The sequence below is a fragment of the Pseudomonas sp. C9D1 genome, from assembly GCF_056491235.1.
Map to the genome: position 1 here is coordinate 1,313,261 of NZ_JBSZIE010000002.1, position 17,612 is coordinate 1,330,872.

Genomic DNA, 17,612 nt, shown 5'->3' on the forward strand with positions numbered 1-17,612 from the left:
AACATGATCATCCAGAAAACCTTGCGGAACAGGAAGTCGTCCATTCGTCCTTTTATCTATCTCGACACGGAGATAGTTCAGGCTTGCATCAAACTCCATTTTTCAACCCCCACTTTCTGGCTGTATTTGTTCGCACATAACTTTCCGTGTAAGCCCATTGATTCGAAAACGGCTCGACTCGCGCAATGAGACTCAAGAAACCACCTACCTCCGGAGTACCACCACATCCCTGCAGATAATTGATCATGCATTGATCCAGTAGAGCGTCAAAATCCTCTGTCGAAGTTGAACACTGGTTAATCCCAATCGCAGCATCCTTGACAAACAGATCAGTGGGGAAATAAGACTCCAACAAACGGAGTACCCCATCAGTTTCTTTAGCAACACCCGGAACGCTGAGGAGCTGCGCTACCATCGGATGGTCTCTATTTATCAAATAAAGGACTTGTCCATTTTTTACGTAGCGGCGCCAAACAGGCTGAACAGCCGTACGATCTAAAGAAATCCCCTTGTTCCTGTGAACACGCACAGAGCGGTGATTGAACCGCCTGACAACCTCCTGCAAACGGCGCTTAAGCACAGGGGGCAACTGTGCGTCCGATTTATCAACTGTGATTCGCCAATCAGCATCCAACGAGTTTGGCAAATCAACTCTTACTCGCGTCAGCTGAGTCAGCTCACCATGAGGCACAAGCCGAAACCAGGTTCCGTAGATAATCAAACGTCGATTCCGATAAACGTAGAAGCCCTGATTCCGAACCATACCTTCCGGTCCACCGAGCAACGCCTGTTCCTCCGTTGAGAGTTTGGAAAAATGCGGAAGTACATATGGTTGAATGCTGATCTGCTCGCCATTCGGCATCGGAATGCTCTCGGCATCCAACGTTTGCGTAGCGTCATGAGCGGTCATGAAGGGGTCGACCGGACTTAGCGGGTGACCATTTACCAAGATGAGCAACCTCCGACCACCTTCACCAGCAAGATATCGATGAAAGATCAGAGAGAGCTTTTGCATCGCATGAGCAATGCTGGGAGTGAGCGATTCGTCAACCGAATGGCAGTTGTCCCAATCCAGCAACCTATCCGAGTGAGTCCAAATAACCTCTGTCCCTGATTGCGTATCCACAGGCTCCTCCAGAAGGGGTAGCACGTCGCCTCCCTCATGGACCTCCATGCTCCAGTCGTCGATATCGTCGATATCCCATCGAGCAGCCGTTAGGGAACCAGCCTGCCACGACACGACAGTCAGAACCCGTGCTTGGGATAAAGACGCCGATTTCAGCCCCCAACCAAATCGGCCAAGGTCATCGGGCTCGCGCTCGGCTTGCGGATTGGCACTCGCAGGTCGCATGGCAGCCATCAGCGCTTGCCTGCTCATTCCAACGCCGTCATCCCTGATTCTTACAATCACGTCGTCTTGCAAAGGGGAAAAGCTGACCTCAACCCGTTTTGCCTTAGCCTTGATGCTGTTGTCTATGAGATCAGCCAGAGCGGCTGCGAGATCATAGCTACCAAAACTTCTAGCGGTAGCCATCAGATCTTTTGCTAAAGGCGGATTCCGAACCTTCATCTCCCCTCCTGGATTCCAACTACGCCCTAGAACTAAAAGCTGGCGACAACACTATCCAAGGAACGCTAGTCAGGTAAAGAAGTCGATCGGCAAAACGCCATTACTTCAGAGTTACCATGAGGACATAACCCCGCGAGGCGAACGCCAGCTGAAGCACTATCGGCAAACGTACTTTCGAAGGCAGCTGGTCGACCTAGACAAGCAACAAACTGCAACGCTCGCAGCACTTTTATCCAAATGAAGAGGACGCTATAGAGCATTTATCCGCACGTACAGCCCAAGAGGCGGACTCAGTGCGATTGCAGTAAGCATCTGAAAGGACCAGTCGTTGGCAGGGCAAAAGTAGCTCACAACTCAGAAGGGCTGAAAACATACGCCCATAAAAAAATCCAGTCACCGTTAAGTGACTGGATTCTTTTGAATATGGTCGGGACGGAGTGATTCGAACACTCGACCCCTTGCACCCCATGCAAGTGCGCTACCAGGCTGCGCTACGCCCCGACTTTGTTGCTTGTCCCGCTTTGCGGAACGGAGCGAACTATACTTTAAGCGTTTGAATTGTGGAAGGTTTTTTTCAGGTTTTTTTACTTACGCAGAACCATGAGGACGTCTTCAAGCTCGGCGATGGTCTGCCGGATGAGCTGCTTGTATTGAGTGGTGTCGTCCTTCGCTTCGTCACCGGAGAGACGCTGGCGCGCCCCGCCGATGGTGAAGCCCTGGTCGTATAGCAGCGCCCGGATCTGCCGAATCATCAGCACATCCTGGCGCTGGTAGTAGCGCCGGTTGCCACGTCGTTTTACCGGGTTGAGCTGGGGAAATTCCTGCTCCCAGTAACGCAGCACGTGGGGCTTGACTGCGCAGAGCTCGCTGACCTCGCCAATGGTGAAGTAACGCTTGCCGGGGATTGTCGGCAATTCGTCGTTATGACTTGGTTCCAGCATAAGCTTCGACTCTGGCTTTCAGTTTCTGCCCCGGACGGAACGTCACGACACGGCGAGCCGTGATCGGGATTTCCTCTCCTGTCTTCGGGTTCCGCCCCGGACGCTGACGCTTATCCCGCAGATCGAAGTTGCCGAAACCCGACAACTTGACCTGTTCGTTATGCTCCAGCGCCTGACGGATTTCCTCGAAAAACAGCTCCACCAGTTCCTTGGCTTCCCGTTTATTCAGGCCAAGCTCTTCGTACAGACGTTCAGCCATCTCAGCTTTCGTCAGAGCCCCCATACGCTACTTCCTTAACGTGGCGTTGAACCTTTCTTCCAGCGAGGTGACGATGTTCTGCGTTGTGGTGTTCACCTCATCGTCGTTAAGAGTGCGCGATGGATGCTGCCAGGTCAAGCCGACGGCCAGGCTTTTTCTAAGCGGATCAATACCTTTACCGTGATAGACGTCAAATAGCCTGAGGTCCGTCAACCACTCGCCCGCCGCCTCGCGGATGGTGTCGAGTACGGCCTCTGCGGCCACCTCGCGATCCACCAGCAGGGCCAGGTCGCGACGCACTTCGGGGAAGCGCGAAAGCTCGCGGAATTTGGGCAGACGGCCGCGCATGACTTCGGCCAGTACCAGCTCGAAGAGGTAGACCGACTGATCCAGGTCCAGGGCTTTTGCCAGCTCGGGGTGGATGGCACCGAGGTAGCCGACCAGTTGGCCGTCGCGCTCGATGCGGGCGGTCTGGCCCGGGTGCAGGGCGTTGTGCTCGCCGGGCACGAAGTCGAAACCGTCCAGCGCACCGGCGGCGCCGAGCAGGGCTTCGACGTCGGCCTTCACGTCATAGAAGTCAACGCCGTCACGGCCATGGGCCCAGGCTTCGGGCAGGCGCTTGCCGCAGACGACGCCGGCGAGCATGGCTTCCTGCTTGAGCCCTTCCAGCTGGCCGACGAAGCGCAGGCCGCTTTCGAACAGGCGAACGCGGCCCTGCTGGCGGTTGAGGTTGTGCTGCAGCGCCTTGACCAGGCCCGGCCACAGGGAGGAGCGCATGGCGGCCATGTCGGCGGAGATGGGGTTGGCCAGCATCAGCGGCTGCACACCGGGATTGAACAGCTCGAACAGCTTGGGATCGATGAAGCTGTAGGTGATCGCTTCCTGGTAGCCACGGGCGACCAGCAGGCGACGCAGGGCCGGCAGCTCGACGGCGGATTCGGAACGGGCCTTGGGCGCCAGGCGCGCTTGCGGGTAGCGAACCGGCAGGCGGTTGTAGCCGTAGAGGCGGCCGAGCTCTTCGATCAGGTCCACTTCCAGGCTGATGTCGAAGCGGTGGCTGGGGACTTCCACCGTCCATTGGCCCTGGCCAGCGGAGGTGACACCCAGGCCCAGCGCGGTGAGCAGGCGCTCGACTTCAGCGGCGTCCATTTCCATGCCCAGCATCTGGGCGATGCGCTCGGCACGCAGGGTGACCGGTGCGACGCTCGGCAGGCTGGCTTCGCTGACGCTTTCGATGATGGGGCCGGCTTCGCCGCCGACGATGTCCAGCAGCAGCGCGGTGGCGCGCTCCATGGCTTCGCGGGCGAGTTGCCAGTCCACGCCACGCTCGAAGCGGTGCGAGGAGTCGGTGTGCAGGCCATAGGAACGGGCCTTGCCGGCAACGGCGATGGTGTCGAAGAAGGCGGCTTCGAGGAACAGGTCGCGAGTCTTGTCGCTGACGCCGCTGTGCTCGCCACCCATTACGCCGGCGATGGCCAGGGCGCGGGTGTGGTCGGCGATGACAAGGGTGTCGGCACGCAGGCTGACTTCCTGGCCGTCGAGCAGGACGATCTTCTCGCCCTCCTCCGCCATGCGCACACGGATGCCGCCGTTGATTTCGGCGAGGTCGAAGGCGTGCATGGGCTGGCCGAGCTCGAGCATCACGTAGTTGGTGATGTCGACGGCGGCGTCGATGCTGCGTACGTCGGCGCGACGCAGGCGCTCGACCATCCACAGCGGGGTCGGCTTGGAGAGGTCGACATTGCGCACCACGCGGCCGAGGTAGCGCGGGCAGGCCTTGGGCGCGAGGACTTCGACCGGGCGCACTTCGTCGTGGGACGGGGCGACCGGGGCGATGGCCAGGCGGGTGACCGGGGCGTCGTAGAGCGCGCCGACTTCGCGGGCGAGGCCGGAGAGGTTGAGGCAGTCACCGCGGTTGGGGGTGAGGCCCAGCTCGATGACGACGTCGTCCAGCTCCAGGTAGCGGCGGAAGTCTTCCCCCACCGGCGCATCGGCGGCGAGCTCCATGAGGCCGCCGTGGTCTTCGCTGATCTTCAGCTCGTTGGCCGAGCAGAGCATGCCGAAGGACTCGACGCCGCGCAGCTTGGCTTTCTTGATCTTGAAGTCGCCCGGCAGCTCGGCGCCGATCATGGCGAAGGGGATCTTCAGGCCGGGGCGCACGTTGGGCGCGCCGCACACCACCTGGAAGGTTTCGCTGCCGTTGCTGACCTGGCATACGCGCAGCTTGTCGGCGTCGGGGTGCTGTTCGGTGCTCAGCACCTCACCCACGACCACGCCGCTGAAGGCGCCGGCAACGGGGGTGACGCTGTCCACTTCCAGGCCGGCCATCGACAGACGGGCCACCAGCTCGTCGCGGGATACCTGCGGGCTTACCCAGCTCCGCAGCCACTGTTCACTGAATTTCATCCAGCTCTCCTAAGGATTCGTTTCGGCCACGTACGTGGGTGGTCGGCTTTCACGCTCCCCCGCATTCACGCGGGAGACGGTGAGCCCGCTGACGGGGTCTCTCACCTGGCCCCACCAGAGGCGGGGCGCTCGCTACACAGCTACAACACAACATTCAACGCACGGGGCATTCGTTTCTGACGGCGCGGCCTAGCGGAATTGCGCGAGGAATCGCAGGTCGTTATCGAAGAACAGGCGCAAGTCGTTGACGCCATAACGGAGCATGGCCAGACGCTCGACGCCCATGCCGAAGGCGAAGCCCTGGTACTTCTCCGGGTCGATGCCGGACATGCGCAGCACGTTGGGGTGGACCATGCCGCAACCCATCACTTCCAGCCAGCCGGTCTGCTTGCACACGCGGCAACCTTTGCCGGAGCACATGACGCATTGCATGTCGACTTCGGCCGAAGGCTCGGTGAAGGGGAAGAAGGACGGGCGGAAACGCACGCCGAGATCCTTTTCGAAGAACACACGGAGGAATTCCTCGATGGTGCCCTTGAGGTCAGCGAAGCTGATGCCCTCGTCGACCAGCAGGCCTTCGACCTGGTGGAACATCGGCGAGTGGGTGATATCCGAGTCGCAACGGTAGACACGACCCGGGCAGACGATGCGGATCGGCGGTTGCTGGGATTCCATGGTGCGCACCTGAACCGGCGAGGTGTGGGTACGCAGCAGCATGTTGGCGTTGAAATAGAAGGTGTCGTGCATCGCCCGGGCCGGGTGGTGGCCGGGGATGTTGAGCGCTTCGAAGTTGTGATAGTCGTCTTCGACCTCAGGGCCTTCGGCGATGCCGTAGCCGATGTGGGTGAAGAACTGCTCGACGCGCTCCAGGGTACGGGTGACCGGGTGCAGGCCGCCGGAGACCTGGCCACGGCCAGGCAGGGTGACGTCGATGCGCTCGGCCGCGAGCTTGGCGCCGAGGGCGGCCTGCTCAAGCGAATCCTTGCGGGCATTCAGGGCGTCTTGTACGCGTTCCTTGGCGGTGTTGATCAGGGCGCCGACTTTGGGGCGCTCTTCCGCCGGCAGGTCGCCCAGGGTCTTCATCACCTGAGTCAGTTCGCCTTTCTTGCCAAGGTAATGAACGCGAATCTGCTCAAGGGCATTCACGTCGTCGGTGTTTTGCACTGCCTCAAGCGCTTGAGAGACCAGCGCATCCAGATTTTCCATGTACAGACTCCAGATACGAAATAGGGGAAGAGCACAAGGCTCTTCCCCTATTGGTGACGTTCAGCACCGGGATAGCCCGGTGATTGTCGGGGACTTAAGCCAGTACGGCTTTCGCTTTCTCGACAATCGCAGCAAACGCCGCTTTTTCGTTCACTGCCAGATCGGCCAGAACCTTGCGATCGATCTCGATGGCCGCTTTTTTCAGGCCAGCGATCAGACGGCTGTAGGACAGACCGTTCAGACGAGCACCAGCGTTGATACGAGCGATCCACAGAGCGCGGAACTGACGTTTGCGCTGACGACGGTCACGGTAGGCGTATTGGCCAGCCTTGATCACCGCCTGCTTGGCAACGCGGAACACGCGGCTGCGTGCGCCGTAGTAGCCTTTGGCGAGTTTCAGAATCTTTTTGTGACGCTTGCGAGCGATAACGCCGCGCTTAACACGAGCCATGAGTAGCTTCCTCTAGATATCTTGACCGATTAACGAACGCGCAGCATGCGCTCGACTTTTGCTTTGTCCGACGGATGCATCAGTTCGCTACCGCGAAGTTGACGCTTACGCTTGGTGGACATCTTGGTCAGGATGTGGCTCTTGAAAGCGTGCTTGTGTTTGTAGCCAGCAGCGGTCTTGAGGAAACGCTTGGCTGCACCGCTCTTGGTTTTCATCTTTGGCATGTTCGGATACTCCGCATTGAGTGATTACGCATAACCGCAAGGCCTGCCAGTGCCCTGGTGGTTACTTTTTCTTTTTGGGAGCGATGACCATCATCAGCTGGCGTCCTTCCAGCTTAGGATGCTGTTCAACGGTGCCGAGTTCGGCGAGGTCAGCTTCGACCCGCTTCAACAGCTCCATGCCCAGCTCCTGGTGAGCCATCTCACGACCACGGAATCGAAGCGATACCTTGGCCTTGTCTCCCTCATTAAGGAAACGTACCAGGTTGCGTAGTTTTACCTGGTAATCCCCTTCTTCCGTCCCTGGACGAAACTTGATTTCTTTGATCTGTTGCTGGTGCTGATTCTTCTTCGCCGCAGCAGCCTGCTTCTTCTTCTCGAACAGGTGCTTGCCGTAGTCCATGATCCGGCATACGGGCGGCACTGCATCAGCGGAAATTTCCACCAGATCCAGCTTTGCTTCTTCAGCAGCGCGAAGCGCTTCATCAATCGAGACGACGCCAATTTGCTGGCCGTCTGCACCAATCAGTCGCACCTCTCGAGCCGAGATATTCTCGTTAATCGGGGCCTTAGGTGCAGCTCGTTTATCTTGTCTCATTTCACGCTTAATAATGATTACTCCAATTCTTGGCGACCACGCCGGGAAACCGCCTGCGCAAGCGTAGTGACGAATTGGTCGAGGGGCATGGAGCCCAGATCGACGCCTTCACGGGTTCGCACAGCAACGGATCGTGTCTCAACCTCCCGATCTCCAATAACCAGGAGATAGGGAACCTTGAGCAAAGTATGCTCGCGGATTTTAAAGCCGATTTTTTCGTTTCTCAAGTCGGACTTGGCACGGAACCCGCTTTGGTTGAGAGTTTTTTCAACCTCGAGGGCAAAATCGGCCTGCTTGTCGGTGATATTCATGATCACCGCCTGGGTCGGCGCGAGCCACGCCGGGAACAGGCCCGCGTAGTGCTCGATGAGCATGCCGATGAAGCGCTCGAAGGAGCCGAGGATGGCGCGGTGCAACATCACCGGGCGCGTACGGCTGTTATCTTCGGCGATATAGCTGGCATCCAGACGCTCCGGAAGGTTCGGATCGTACTGCAGGGTGCCGCACTGCCAGTTACGGCCGAGGCAGTCCTTGAGGGTGAATTCGATCTTCGGACCGTAGAAAGCACCTTCACCCGGCTGGTATTCCCAGGCCAGGCCGGACTCGTTCAGGGCGTCGGCGAGGGCACCTTCGGCGCGATCCCACAGTTCGTCGGATCCCACGCGTTTGGCTGGGCGAGTCGACAATTTCATCGACACATCGCCGAAGCCGAAGTCCGAATACACCTGCAGCGTCAGCTTGATGAAGTCGGCCGCCTCCTTCTTCACCTGTTCTTCGGTGCAGAAGATGTGGGCGTCGTCCTGGGTGAAGCCGCGCACGCGCATGATGCCATGCAGGGCGCCGGACGGCTCGTTACGGTGGCAGGCACCGAACTCGGCCAGGCGCAGCGGCAGGTCGCGATAGGACTTCAGGCCCTGGTTGAAGATCTGCACGTGGCACGGGCAGTTCATCGGCTTGACGGCGTAGTCGCGGCTCTCGGACGCGGTGGTGAACATGTTCTCGGCGTAGTTGGACCAGTGGCCCGAACGCTCCCAGAGGATGCGATCGACGACCTGGGGCGTACGCACTTCCACATAGCCGTGCTCACGCTGCACCTGGCGCATGTACTGCTCCAGCACCTGGTACAGGGTCCAGCCATTGGGGTGCCAGAACACCATGCCCGGCGCCTCTTCCTGCAGGTGGAACAGGTCGAGTTGCTTGCCGATGCGACGGTGATCGCGCTTCTCGGCCTCTTCGATGCGCTGGACGTAGGCGGCCAGCTGCTTCTTGTCGGCCCAGGCGGTGCCATAGATGCGCTGCAGCTGCTCGTTCTTCGAGTCGCCGCGCCAGTAGGCACCGGAAATCTTGGTGAGCTTGAACGCTTTCAGGAAGCGGGTGTTGGGCACGTGCGGGCCCCGGCACATGTCCACATACTCCTCATGGAAGTACAGGCCCATGGCCTTCTCGTCCGGCATGTCCTCGACCAGGCGCAGCTTGTAGTCCTCGCCACGGGCCTTGAACACTTCGATCACCTCGGCGCGCGGGGTGACCTTCTTGATGACGTCGTAATCCTTGTCGATCAGCTCCGCCATGCGCTTCTCGATGGCGGCCATATCGTCAGGCGTGAAGGAGCGCTCGAAGGCGATGTCGTAATAGAAGCCTTCATCGATGACCGGGCCGATCACCATGCGGGCGGTCGGGTACAGCTGCTTGACGGCATGCCCGACCAGGTGGGCGCAGGAGTGACGAATGATTTCGACTCCAGCCTCGTCCTTCGGGGTGATGATCTGCAGGGTGGCGTCGCTGTCAATCAGGTCGCAGGCATCGACGAGCTTGCCGTCGACCTTGCCGGCGACGGTGGCCTTGGCCAGGCCGGCACCAATGGATTGCGCCACCTCGAGTACGGATACCGGGTGATCGAACGAACGCTGACTGCCGTCGGGAAGAGTAATGATGGGCATGGCGCCTCCTCTCCTAGTGGTGACCTCTACCAAAGGCCACATGGGTTGGGATGAGCCAGTAATTGATCCGGGGGTATGCCTGCCACACGATGACAGAGCCCGAAGGCCAACCGAGCCGAACCAGAGTCACTGGAGGTGTCGAGAACCGCGGATGCTTCCAGAAACAGATGACACTGACAAGCTTCCGATGCCACCGGCACACCTTTATATAGGCAGCACGAACGGCAGCGAGAGTGCGGACGTCACGAGAGGATCGGGAGAGACCGCGCGGTCGCGCACTCTACCACAAAAAAATCAACGACTTAGAAGCGCCCGGCACGAGAAGCCATCTCCCACCGGCAAGCGAGCAGAGACAGCGACATCGCCAGCCCAGGCACAGCGCAGCCTGACACTCTTTTGCCATCATTGAAATGTGATGAGAATCACACAGATTTACCGATCAGTTCACAGACGCACTGATATGCTCCGGCGAATCCATCGACCAAGGAGCCCTACGATGAAGGAACAACGTACTTTCCTTGCTCTCCGCGCCCACATTGACGAGCTGCTCAGGGACGGAGCCAGCATCATCAGTCGCGACCCTCTCACCCTGAAGGTCAGCGGCCATCTCTATCGCGTCAACTACGGCATGCTGATCAGCCACTCCGTAGCCGCCTGACCGCGCCCGGGCGCTCTCGCCCGGCGCTGCCCCGCCCTCCCCGCCCGACACCCTCCCCGACGGCACTCCTGACTGCACATCCACGTTTCGAACGAATAGTCAAAAGCGTACAAAGCGCAACGGAATTTCGGGATTCGAGCCCTGTCACAGCTACTGCTATTCTGCTCGCATCTTCCCAGGGGAGACTCATCCGTGAAGGAACAACGGAATTTTCATGCTTTGCGTGCGCACATCGATGAGTTGCTCAAGGAAGGAGCACGAATCATCGGACGGGAACCACTCACCATCAGGATCAACGACGGCCTCTACCGTGTACTGCACGGCATGCTGATCGCCGATATCTGAAGCCAGACCCGACGCACCGCCCCTTCGACCAGCGCGACAAGCTCGCACTGCGGCCTTCCTTTATTGCTCAATACCCTTCCGGCACTCATCACCCCTGCCAGCCCGACCCAAGGGCCGCCAGCGGGGCATGAAGCGCCACGCCCATACGCGCGAACACATCAGGGAATGAACACAGGCTCCTCAGGCGCAGGCTCGGAGTGATCGTCATCGCCATTCGACCAGCCCGCCCCGGCACCGAAGTCCAGCGCCTGGGTCTGCAGGTTGTAGCCAACATCCCCGCCACTGAAGTAGCCCTCGCCCTGGTAGGCGACACCGATGTTCGGCCGAAAAGCGGACGACGCGAACAGATAGTCGAGGCCGACAGAGCCCACCATCTCATTGTCCTCGTCATCACTGAACGCCTTGACCCCCGCCGCCACGCCACCGCCGAAGATATAGCTCACCCCGACACCGAAGCCGATGTCGCTCGCCTGCGCCGCGCCGCCCATCGATAGCAGCACAGCCCAAGCCGCCACCGACGTCGCCCGACGGCCGAAATCGATTCGCTTGCTCATGGCAAACGCCTCCTCGCTCATAAATGCTTTCTCAAGCGTAGAGAGCCTGCGGATATATCCAAGCGAAGCGGGACCACTTTTCCGATATATGGACATCTACCAAGGCGACCCAGCGAGCCCAAACGACAGAAACAAAAAGCCCGGCGCAAGGCCGGGCTCATTGATACGCGCAACACTCACTTCATCGAATTGGCGAAGGCATTCCACTCCTCGGTCGCCTTGAGCGCCGCCTCGCGATGCTTGCGAACTGCCTCGTTCTGCTCGGTCACGAAAGCCGTGATGCACTTGTTGTAGCTGTCGACATCGCGGGTGAACTGGTCGCGATGCGCCTCATCCCTGAACTGCGCCGGCACATCCGGCCGTTTGCAATCGTGATGGGGCAGCGCTGATTCAGCGAAAACAGCAGGCGAGATCAGGAGAAGTACGGCGAGAGCTTTGCGCATTCGTTTCCTCACGAGAAGCCGGCAGCTTCCCTCAGCGGCGACCATAAAAAGAAGCCGGAAAACTAAAACGCACGGCCAGTCGAGTCAAGCAAGGTGCGCCACCAGAAGCCCAGGCCTTTCAATACACACTTACCTGGAGAAGCGACCGACACTGGCTCACTTGAGCGGACCCGCCGCCCGCCAGGTCCCGGGCGCCTGAAGCAGCGAGGCCTTGCTGGGTAGATCCCGACAGGCACGATAGGCAATCGCCTGGGACTTCTGGTCCTGCTCCACCAAAGCCCCCGCCTCGACACCCTCATAGCCCCACTCAGCCGCTAGGCAGTCGACCCACAAGGATTCGACCCCGCCCTTTCCATTGCCGAGTTTGATCACCGCCTTGGAGTCATCGACCCGCTCAACCGAGACAACCTTCAGCCCACCGCCGACCATATCCTGCGCAGATGCGGTCATGGGCATCATCGCCATCACAAGAACACCACAAAAATAGATACGCATTTAATCCTCTCCCTGGATGGGTAAAGCGGATGCAACAAGGCACCAACCGTGCGATCAAGGGCAAGCGCCGGCCGGCGAGCGGACGATCCTGGCGCTCGATGACGAGGTGGTTTCAGCCCCTGCATAGGCATCCCTGTTCAAAAGCTGCTGACCGCCAGCCTCATCGATGACCGAGTAGTTGCCATCGGAGAGCGTGCGCCAGCAGCCCCTGATCTCGGCGCCTTCGCTGCGGGAAACATAAGCGCGCCTCTCGGCAGCACGCGATACAGGCAGCTCGCACGCTCTCTCGAGGAAAAGCACGTCAGGCACATCGTCCAGCGAGAACGCATCGCCAACACATTGATGCCCCTTATCAGCCCGCACCAGCACCTGCTCGGCACTGGCGGCACCGGCAACCAACGCGCACAGCATTCCCATTGCGTATTTCATGGTGATCCTCCGTGAACAGAATCGAGCGACCTGAAGCCCAGATTGTGAGCTGCGCGCCCTGGGAGAATCCAGAGCTTCCTAGAGGAGGAGATGACCACCATCCATTAGAGGGGCGCACGGAGAAGGAGATCGGGCACCAGCGGGCGCAGGCAGGCTTGAAAGCCTGAAGCATGAGGAGGGCCCGGAAGCCCATTGAAGGAAAATCGGAAAACAAAAAAGGGCGACCCTTTCGGATCGCCCTTCATGCGCTGCAGTGATGCAGCTTCGAATTGGTAGGCACAATTGGACTCGAACCAACGACCCCCACCATGTCAAGGTGGTGCTCTAACCAACTGAGCTATGTGCCTTCGATGGGTGCGCATTCTACAGCCATGCTTTTCGACGTCAACAACTTTTTTCGCTAACTGCCTGAAAAAGTGAAGTTTTTGTTGTTCAACGCCGCGTTAAATATCTTGCACAGCCCCTAGCCGGCTATTTTCAACTCGGGTAGCATCACGCCATCCGTAAAAAATAAAAAACAGAGATTCAAGATGACGCACACTCCCTACCCCCAATCCTATTACGCAGCATCGGCCAACCCGGTACCGCAGCGGCCGGAGCTGGTCGGCGAGACCGAGACCGACATCTGCATCATCGGCGCCGGTTACACCGGGCTGTCCACCGCCCTCTTCCTGCTGGAAAACGGCTTCAAGGTCACCATCGTCGAAGCGGCCAAGGTCGGTTTCGGCGCGTCCGGCCGTAACGGCGGGCAGATCGTCAACAGCTACAGCCGCGACATCGACGTGATCGAGCGCACCGTCGACCCGAAGCAGGCGCAACTGCTCGGCCAGATGGCGTTCGAAGGCGGCCGCATCATTCGCGAGCGCATCGCCAAGTACAACATCCAGTGTGATCTGAAGGATGGTGGTGTGTTCGCCGCCATCACGCCCAAGCAGATGGGCCACCTGGAGTCGCAGAAGAAGCTCTGGGAACGCTACGGCCACACTCAGCTGGAGCTGCTGGATGCCAAGCGCATCCGCGAGGTGGTGTCGACCGAGAACTATATAGGCGGCATGCTCGACATGAGCGGCGGCCACATCCACCCGCTGAACCTGGCCCTGGGCGAGGCGGCGGCGGTGGAATCCCTCGGCGGCATCATCCATGAGCAGTCCCCAGCCATTCGCGTGGAGCGCGGCGCCAATCCGGTCGTGCACACGCCCAAGGGCCGCGTGAAGGCCAAGTTCGTGGTCGTGGCCGGCAACGCCTACCTGGGCAACCTGCTGCCCGAGCTGGCGTCCAAGTCCATGCCGTGCGGCACCCAGGTGATCACCACCGAGCCGCTGTCGGAAGAAATGGCCAAGAGCCTGCTGCCCCAGGATTACTGCGTCGAAGACTGCAACTACCTGCTGGACTACTACCGCCTCACCGGCGACAACCGCCTGATCTATGGCGGCGGCGTGGTCTATGGCGCCCGCGACCCGGCGAACATCGAGGCGATCATCCGCCCGAAGATGCTCAAGACCTTCCCGCAGCTGAAGAACGTGAAGATCGACTACGCCTGGACCGGCAACTTCCTGCTGACCCTCTCGCGCCTGCCCCAGGTCGGCCGTATCGGCGACAACATCTATTACTCCCAGGGCTGCAGCGGCCACGGCGTCACCTACACCCACCTGGCGGGCAAGGTACTGGCCGAAGCACTGCGCGGCCAGGCAGAGCGTTTCGACGCCTTCGCCAGCCTGCCGCACTACCCCTTCCCGGGTGGCCGCCTGTTCCAGGTACCGTTCAGCGCCATCGGCGCCTGGTACTACAGCCTGCGCGACAAGCTGGGGATCTGATCCCCGAGATATGAAAACGGCGCCCTCGGGCGCCGTTTTTCATTGGGGCTGCGGCCCCGCCAGAACAATCAGTGCAGCTGCTTCCTGGCGATATTCGCCGCATCGGCCTGCCCGGCACCGGCCAGCGCATCGACGGCCTGGGTCCAGCGCGACCTATCCGCTTCGGCGGGCAGCTGGTTCGGCGCCTGCAGCAAAGCGGCCCAGTGGCCAGCACCCTCCCAACCCGACTCGAACTCCGAGAAGCTCATCGGCAGGCGGCGTATGCCACCAGCACGCAGGAGCAGTACCTGCTTGTTGCGGTCGTAGCCTACCACCAGCGCGTAGCGCCAGGACGGCAGCCAGCCGTAGCCCTGGCGCAGGTGCACCAGCACGGGATTGCCCGCCGCCACCTGCACCAGCAGGTCTTCCAGTTGATTGCCCAGCGGGTACAGCAGCAAGCCATGGCGGTTCACCACGCCCGCCAGGTTCTGTTGCAGTGCCTCTTCCCGTTCGGGCAGGCGCAGCTCCTTTTCCAGCATGCCCGGCGTCACCGTCTCGCCCTGCAGGGTGAACAGCGCAGCCAGGCTGGCCGGCGCGCTCTGGTAGGCGTGCTGGGCGAAGAAAGGCACGTTGCTCAGCTCCACCGCTTCGGGCAGGGCACGCAGCCTGGGCGATGTCGAAGGCTGGCTGGAACAGGCCGCCAACAGCAGGCAGAACAGGAGCCCGGCGCAGCGGGTGAAGGATCGGTCAAGGCGAATAGGCACTGCATCTACCCCGGTGGTTCAGGTGCATGGCGGGCACCGGCGCGAGCGGCCGGCCCATGGCGCACCTGTATACCCGAGGCACGCCCGGCAACGCACGGAAATGACGGTTTTTCGAGACCGTTATCACCAATCCATTCATTGCCGCGACAAATAGTTATTTATTCACGACGGCCTGTGACTTCCCGGTCAGGTTTCGCCATCCATATCCACGACGGCACACAAACGGTCGAGCCGACCGGGTCCGTCACCTCAATGGGCACAATACGGAGAGACCCACCCCATGAATGCAACACTGCGCTTCAACGAAGCCCTGATCATCGCCGGCCGCGCCTTCCAACCCTTCCAGTGCGTGGCCTGGGCCCCACAGGACGGCAACGGCGAGCTGAGCCTCAGCGTCATCGACCGCACCAGCACCCGCCTGCTGGGCCGCTCGAAAATCGCCAGCAGCACCTATTCCGACCCCGAACAACTGGCCAGCATCCTCAAGCAGTCCCGCGAGGAGCTGAGCCGCCAAGGCTACAGCCTCGCCCCCTGGGAAATGCCCGAGTAATACCTCCCAGCGCTGTGCCCACTGCGCGGCGGGCAGCTTCCCGGCTGCCCGCCCTGGCGTTATCGCAACGCCGCCTCGCTTTTCACTGAAGAAATTCCCCCGCCTTCGCTGTCCATAACCTTGCAGCCCGAGCACACGCGGCAACCCGCCCGCGCCAGCCTCGCTCGCCCGCGCAAGGAGCACACAGGCCATGAACCCATTCGACTGGCACCGCATCCTCATCGATGAGTTCCCCCTGAGCTTCCTCGCGGAAGTCGCGCTACGCGCCCTCTTCGCCTTCGTCGTGGTCTTCGCCTTCCTGAAGATTTCCGGGCGCCGCGGCGTACGGCAGATCTCCCTGTTCGAGGTGCTGGTCATCCTCACCCTCGGCTCTGCGGCCGGCGACGTCTCCTTCTATGAAGACGTGCCGCTGCTGCCGATCCTCGTGGTCTTCACCACCCTGCTGCTGCTCTACCGCGTCACCACCTACGCCATGGAGCGCAACCGCCGCTTCGGCGCCTGGCTGGAGGGCGAGCCGGTGGTGATCATCCGCGACGGCCTCTACGACATCGACGCCCTGGCCCGTAACAACATCTCCAGCGACGAGTTCTTCATGGAGCTGCGCCGCCAGAGTGTCGAGCACCTGGGCCAGGTAAGGCTGGCCATACTCGAAGTGAATGGCGACGTCAGCCTGTATTTCTTCGATGACAGCGAAGTGCGCGCGGGCCTCTCCGTGCTACCCCGCCAATTGCGCCAGAGCGTGGATCGCCCCAGCACTGACGGCCTCTACGCCTGCAACCGGTGCGGGTTCACCCTGCACCTCGCCCAGGGGCAGGACGCCCATTGCCCCCGCTGCGACGGCCAGGCCTGGTCACGCGCCCTGGGCCGCAAGCACCAGGCCTCACCCGTGGAGGCACACGCATGACAGCCGCAACGCCGCCCGCCCTGCCGCCGCAACTGCGCTACGTTGAGGACAGCATGCCCGGCTTCGCCCGGCGCCTGAGCCGTGGAAAGTTCGTCTACATCGACCTGGCCGGCAAGCCGATACGCGACGAGCTGGAGATCCAGCGCATCAACAAGCTCGCCATCCCGCCCGCCTACCAGCAGGTGTGGATCTGCGCCGACCCGCAGGGCCATATCCAGGCTACCGCCCGCGATGCCCGCCAGCGCAAGCAGTACCGCTACCACCCGCTGTGGATCGAGATACGCGACGCCGCCAAGTACGAGCGCCTGCTGCGCTTCGGCCAGGCCCTGCCGGCCCTGCGCGGGCGCATCGACCTGCACCTGAGCGAAGCAGGGCTGGGCCGTGACAAGGTCATGGCCGCCGTGGTCGCCCTGCTCGACCGCACCCTGATCCGCATCGGCAACAGCCGCTACGCGCGGGACAACAAATCCTTCGGTCTCACCACCCTGCGCACCCGCCATGTCGCCGTGAAGGGCAACAACATCCGCTTCGAATTCAAGGGCAAGAGCGGCATCGAGCACAGCGTCCGGCTCAGCAGCCCGCGCCTGGCGCGCATCCTCCGCCGCTGCCTGGAGCTGCCCGGCCAGCACCTGTTCCAGTACCTGGACGAGGGCGCCGAGCGCCGCACCGTCAGCTCCCACGACATCAACGACTACCTGCGCAGCCACGCCGGCGAAGACTTCACCGCCAAGGACTACCGCACCTGGGCCGGCAGCGCCCTGGCCCTGGAGCACCTGCGCAAGCACCGCTGGCAGGACGAAGCCACGGCCAAAAAGCACCTGGTGGAGGTGATCCGCCAGGTCTCCAGCGAGCTGGGCAACACCCCGGCCATCTGCCGCAAGTGCTACGTCCATCCCGCCATCATCGAGGCCTTCCTCGCCGGCGAACTGCAGGGCCTGAAGAAGGCTCGCAAGCGCAAAGGCCTGAGTGCCGAGGAAGCCTCGCTGATGCATTTCCTCCAGGCGTTGCACGTCGCCCCGGCGGGCTGAGCGCCTGGCCAGGGGTTTGGCAATATCTGTGGGGCTATTGTCATTGTCGCCAAACCC

Annotated in this window: 20 protein-coding genes and 2 tRNA genes; 6 read left to right on the forward strand and 16 right to left on the reverse strand. The window is 60.9% G+C overall.

The genetic code is table 11. The features are described 5' to 3' along the window. Window positions 1-88: 88 nt before the first annotated feature. From ACXI0U_RS14265 to thrS, 10 genes are all read right to left on the reverse strand, one after another. The gene (locus tag ACXI0U_RS14265; protein ID WP_479550439.1) at window positions 89-1,570 is read right to left on the reverse strand and encodes an ATP-binding protein; all 1,482 of its coding nucleotides are present in this window, start codon (window positions 1,568-1,570) and stop codon (window positions 89-91) included. Window positions 1,571-1,994: 424 nt separating this feature from the next. Then, window positions 1,995-2,071, reverse strand: a tRNA-Pro gene (locus ACXI0U_RS14270). A gap of 83 nt (window positions 2,072-2,154) precedes the next feature. Further along, window positions 2,155-2,511 carry a MerR family transcriptional regulator gene (locus tag ACXI0U_RS14275; RefSeq protein WP_031286878.1) on the reverse strand — a complete coding sequence of 119 codons (357 nt, stop codon included), beginning with the start codon at window positions 2,509-2,511 and terminating at the stop codon, window positions 2,155-2,157. Then, window positions 2,492-2,794, reverse strand: a complete 303-nt coding sequence (gene ihfA, locus ACXI0U_RS14280) for an integration host factor subunit alpha (RefSeq protein ID WP_003282572.1) — start codon at window positions 2,792-2,794, stop codon at window positions 2,492-2,494. Before ihfA ends, ACXI0U_RS14275 begins: the two co-directional genes overlap by 20 nt. Before the next feature lie 3 nt (window positions 2,795-2,797). After that, window positions 2,798-5,176: a phenylalanine--tRNA ligase subunit beta gene (gene pheT / locus ACXI0U_RS14285; protein ID WP_479550440.1), complete on the reverse strand. Its 2,379-nt coding sequence runs from the start codon at window positions 5,174-5,176 to the stop codon at window positions 2,798-2,800. Window positions 5,177-5,365: 189 nt separating this feature from the next. Beyond that, the gene (pheS, locus tag ACXI0U_RS14290; protein WP_043243027.1) at window positions 5,366-6,382 is read right to left on the reverse strand and encodes a phenylalanine--tRNA ligase subunit alpha; all 1,017 of its coding nucleotides are present in this window, start codon (window positions 6,380-6,382) and stop codon (window positions 5,366-5,368) included. A gap of 94 nt (window positions 6,383-6,476) precedes the next feature. Further along, on the reverse strand, window positions 6,477-6,833 hold the full coding sequence (gene rplT / locus ACXI0U_RS14295) for a 50S ribosomal protein L20 (protein ID WP_004422590.1): 357 nt from the start codon (window positions 6,831-6,833) through the stop codon (window positions 6,477-6,479). A gap of 29 nt (window positions 6,834-6,862) precedes the next feature. Next, entirely contained in the window at window positions 6,863-7,057 is a 195-nt protein-coding gene (gene rpmI, locus ACXI0U_RS14300) for a 50S ribosomal protein L35 (protein ID WP_021701550.1), read from the reverse strand. Between the two features lie 61 nt (window positions 7,058-7,118). Continuing rightward, the gene (gene infC, locus ACXI0U_RS14305; protein WP_173178453.1) at window positions 7,119-7,670 is read right to left on the reverse strand and encodes a translation initiation factor IF-3; all 552 of its coding nucleotides are present in this window, start codon (window positions 7,668-7,670) and stop codon (window positions 7,119-7,121) included. Then, the gene (gene thrS / locus ACXI0U_RS14310; protein ID WP_184488044.1) at window positions 7,670-9,592 is read right to left on the reverse strand and encodes a threonine--tRNA ligase; all 1,923 of its coding nucleotides are present in this window, start codon (window positions 9,590-9,592) and stop codon (window positions 7,670-7,672) included. Before thrS ends, infC begins: the two co-directional genes overlap by 1 nt. A 496-nt stretch (window positions 9,593-10,088) precedes the next feature. Here thrS and ACXI0U_RS14315 point away from each other — a divergent pair, with 496 nt between their 5' ends. Both ACXI0U_RS14315 and ACXI0U_RS14320 read left to right on the forward strand, forming a co-directional pair. Continuing rightward, on the forward strand, window positions 10,089-10,250 hold the full coding sequence (locus tag ACXI0U_RS14315; protein WP_021216953.1) for a hypothetical protein: 162 nt from the start codon (window positions 10,089-10,091) through the stop codon (window positions 10,248-10,250). A 192-nt stretch (window positions 10,251-10,442) separates the two neighbouring features. Continuing rightward, a complete protein-coding gene (locus ACXI0U_RS14320; RefSeq protein ID WP_164488229.1) occupies window positions 10,443-10,595 on the forward strand; it encodes a hypothetical protein in 153 nt (50 codons plus the stop codon). Window positions 10,596-10,753: 158 nt separating this feature from the next. On the opposite strand, the gene ACXI0U_RS14325 is transcribed toward ACXI0U_RS14320, so the two are convergent. The 5 genes from ACXI0U_RS14325 to ACXI0U_RS14345 all read right to left on the reverse strand — a co-directional run bounded on the left by ACXI0U_RS14325 (window position 10,754) and on the right by ACXI0U_RS14345 (window position 12,863). Next, window positions 10,754-11,149: a hypothetical protein gene (locus ACXI0U_RS14325; RefSeq protein ID WP_479550441.1), complete on the reverse strand. Its 396-nt coding sequence runs from the start codon at window positions 11,147-11,149 to the stop codon at window positions 10,754-10,756. A gap of 176 nt (window positions 11,150-11,325) precedes the next feature. After that, on the reverse strand, window positions 11,326-11,592 hold the full coding sequence (locus ACXI0U_RS14330; protein WP_316926919.1) for a hypothetical protein: 267 nt from the start codon (window positions 11,590-11,592) through the stop codon (window positions 11,326-11,328). 156 nt (window positions 11,593-11,748) lie between these two features. Then, a complete protein-coding gene (locus ACXI0U_RS14335) occupies window positions 11,749-12,087 on the reverse strand; it encodes a hypothetical protein (protein WP_479550442.1) in 339 nt (112 codons plus the stop codon). A gap of 54 nt (window positions 12,088-12,141) precedes the next feature. Then, on the reverse strand, window positions 12,142-12,516 hold the full coding sequence (locus ACXI0U_RS14340; RefSeq protein WP_479550443.1) for a hypothetical protein: 375 nt from the start codon (window positions 12,514-12,516) through the stop codon (window positions 12,142-12,144). A 270-nt stretch (window positions 12,517-12,786) separates the two neighbouring features. Continuing rightward, window positions 12,787-12,863: transfer RNA gene (locus ACXI0U_RS14345), tRNA-Val, on the reverse strand. A 183-nt stretch (window positions 12,864-13,046) separates the two neighbouring features. Between ACXI0U_RS14345 and ACXI0U_RS14350 the strand changes: the two genes are divergently transcribed. Beyond that, window positions 13,047-14,330, forward strand: a complete 1,284-nt coding sequence (locus ACXI0U_RS14350; RefSeq protein ID WP_043246916.1) for an NAD(P)/FAD-dependent oxidoreductase — start codon at window positions 13,047-13,049, stop codon at window positions 14,328-14,330. Between the two features lie 68 nt (window positions 14,331-14,398). Here ACXI0U_RS14350 and ACXI0U_RS14355 read toward each other — a convergent pair whose 3' ends face one another. Continuing rightward, window positions 14,399-15,073 (reverse strand): PA2778 family cysteine peptidase, encoded by a 675-nt coding sequence (locus ACXI0U_RS14355; protein ID WP_479550444.1) that lies wholly within the window; start codon window positions 15,071-15,073, stop codon window positions 14,399-14,401. A gap of 280 nt (window positions 15,074-15,353) precedes the next feature. Here ACXI0U_RS14355 and ACXI0U_RS14360 point away from each other — a divergent pair, with 280 nt between their 5' ends. The 3 genes from ACXI0U_RS14360 to ACXI0U_RS14370 all read left to right on the forward strand — a co-directional run bounded on the left by ACXI0U_RS14360 (window position 15,354) and on the right by ACXI0U_RS14370 (window position 17,555). Then, window positions 15,354-15,623, forward strand: a complete 270-nt coding sequence (locus ACXI0U_RS14360; RefSeq protein ID WP_021218003.1) for a hypothetical protein — start codon at window positions 15,354-15,356, stop codon at window positions 15,621-15,623. 190 nt (window positions 15,624-15,813) lie between these two features. Beyond that, the gene (locus ACXI0U_RS14365; RefSeq protein ID WP_479550445.1) at window positions 15,814-16,527 is read left to right on the forward strand and encodes a DUF421 domain-containing protein; all 714 of its coding nucleotides are present in this window, start codon (window positions 15,814-15,816) and stop codon (window positions 16,525-16,527) included. Next, on the forward strand, window positions 16,524-17,555 hold the full coding sequence (locus ACXI0U_RS14370; protein ID WP_479550446.1) for a DNA topoisomerase IB: 1,032 nt from the start codon (window positions 16,524-16,526) through the stop codon (window positions 17,553-17,555). Before ACXI0U_RS14365 ends, ACXI0U_RS14370 begins: the two co-directional genes overlap by 4 nt. Window positions 17,556-17,612: the final 57 nt, after the last annotated feature.

Excerpts from the sequence above, each read along its gene's own strand:
- rpmI (WP_021701550.1), bottom strand. The coding sequence starts at position 7,057 with ATGCCAAAGATGAAAACCAAGAGCGGTGCAGCCAAGCGTTTCCTCAAG.
- ACXI0U_RS14365 (WP_479550445.1), top strand. The coding sequence starts at position 15,814 with ATGAACCCATTCGACTGGCACCGCATCCTCATCGATGAGTTCCCCCTG.
- ihfA (WP_003282572.1), bottom strand. The coding sequence starts at position 2,794 with ATGGGGGCTCTGACGAAAGCTGAGATGGCTGAACGTCTGTACGAAGAG.
- ACXI0U_RS14265 (WP_479550439.1), bottom strand. The coding sequence starts at position 1,570 with ATGAAGGTTCGGAATCCGCCTTTAGCAAAAGATCTGATGGCTACCGCT.
- ACXI0U_RS14325 (WP_479550441.1), bottom strand. The coding sequence starts at position 11,149 with ATGAGCAAGCGAATCGATTTCGGCCGTCGGGCGACGTCGGTGGCGGCT.
- ACXI0U_RS14330 (WP_316926919.1), bottom strand. The coding sequence starts at position 11,592 with ATGCGCAAAGCTCTCGCCGTACTTCTCCTGATCTCGCCTGCTGTTTTC.
- ACXI0U_RS14370 (WP_479550446.1), top strand. The coding sequence starts at position 16,524 with ATGACAGCCGCAACGCCGCCCGCCCTGCCGCCGCAACTGCGCTACGTT.
- pheT (WP_479550440.1), bottom strand. The coding sequence starts at position 5,176 with ATGAAATTCAGTGAACAGTGGCTGCGGAGCTGGGTAAGCCCGCAGGTA.
- ACXI0U_RS14340 (WP_479550443.1), bottom strand. The coding sequence starts at position 12,516 with ATGAAATACGCAATGGGAATGCTGTGCGCGTTGGTTGCCGGTGCCGCC.
- ACXI0U_RS14315 (WP_021216953.1), top strand. The coding sequence starts at position 10,089 with ATGAAGGAACAACGTACTTTCCTTGCTCTCCGCGCCCACATTGACGAG.
- pheS (WP_043243027.1), bottom strand. The coding sequence starts at position 6,382 with ATGGAAAATCTGGATGCGCTGGTCTCTCAAGCGCTTGAGGCAGTGCAA.
- rplT (WP_004422590.1), bottom strand. The coding sequence starts at position 6,833 with ATGGCTCGTGTTAAGCGCGGCGTTATCGCTCGCAAGCGTCACAAAAAG.
- ACXI0U_RS14275 (WP_031286878.1), bottom strand. The coding sequence starts at position 2,511 with ATGCTGGAACCAAGTCATAACGACGAATTGCCGACAATCCCCGGCAAG.
- ACXI0U_RS14335 (WP_479550442.1), bottom strand. The coding sequence starts at position 12,087 with ATGCGTATCTATTTTTGTGGTGTTCTTGTGATGGCGATGATGCCCATG.
- thrS (WP_184488044.1), bottom strand. The coding sequence starts at position 9,592 with ATGCCCATCATTACTCTTCCCGACGGCAGTCAGCGTTCGTTCGATCAC.
- ACXI0U_RS14350 (WP_043246916.1), top strand. The coding sequence starts at position 13,047 with ATGACGCACACTCCCTACCCCCAATCCTATTACGCAGCATCGGCCAAC.
- ACXI0U_RS14360 (WP_021218003.1), top strand. The coding sequence starts at position 15,354 with ATGAATGCAACACTGCGCTTCAACGAAGCCCTGATCATCGCCGGCCGC.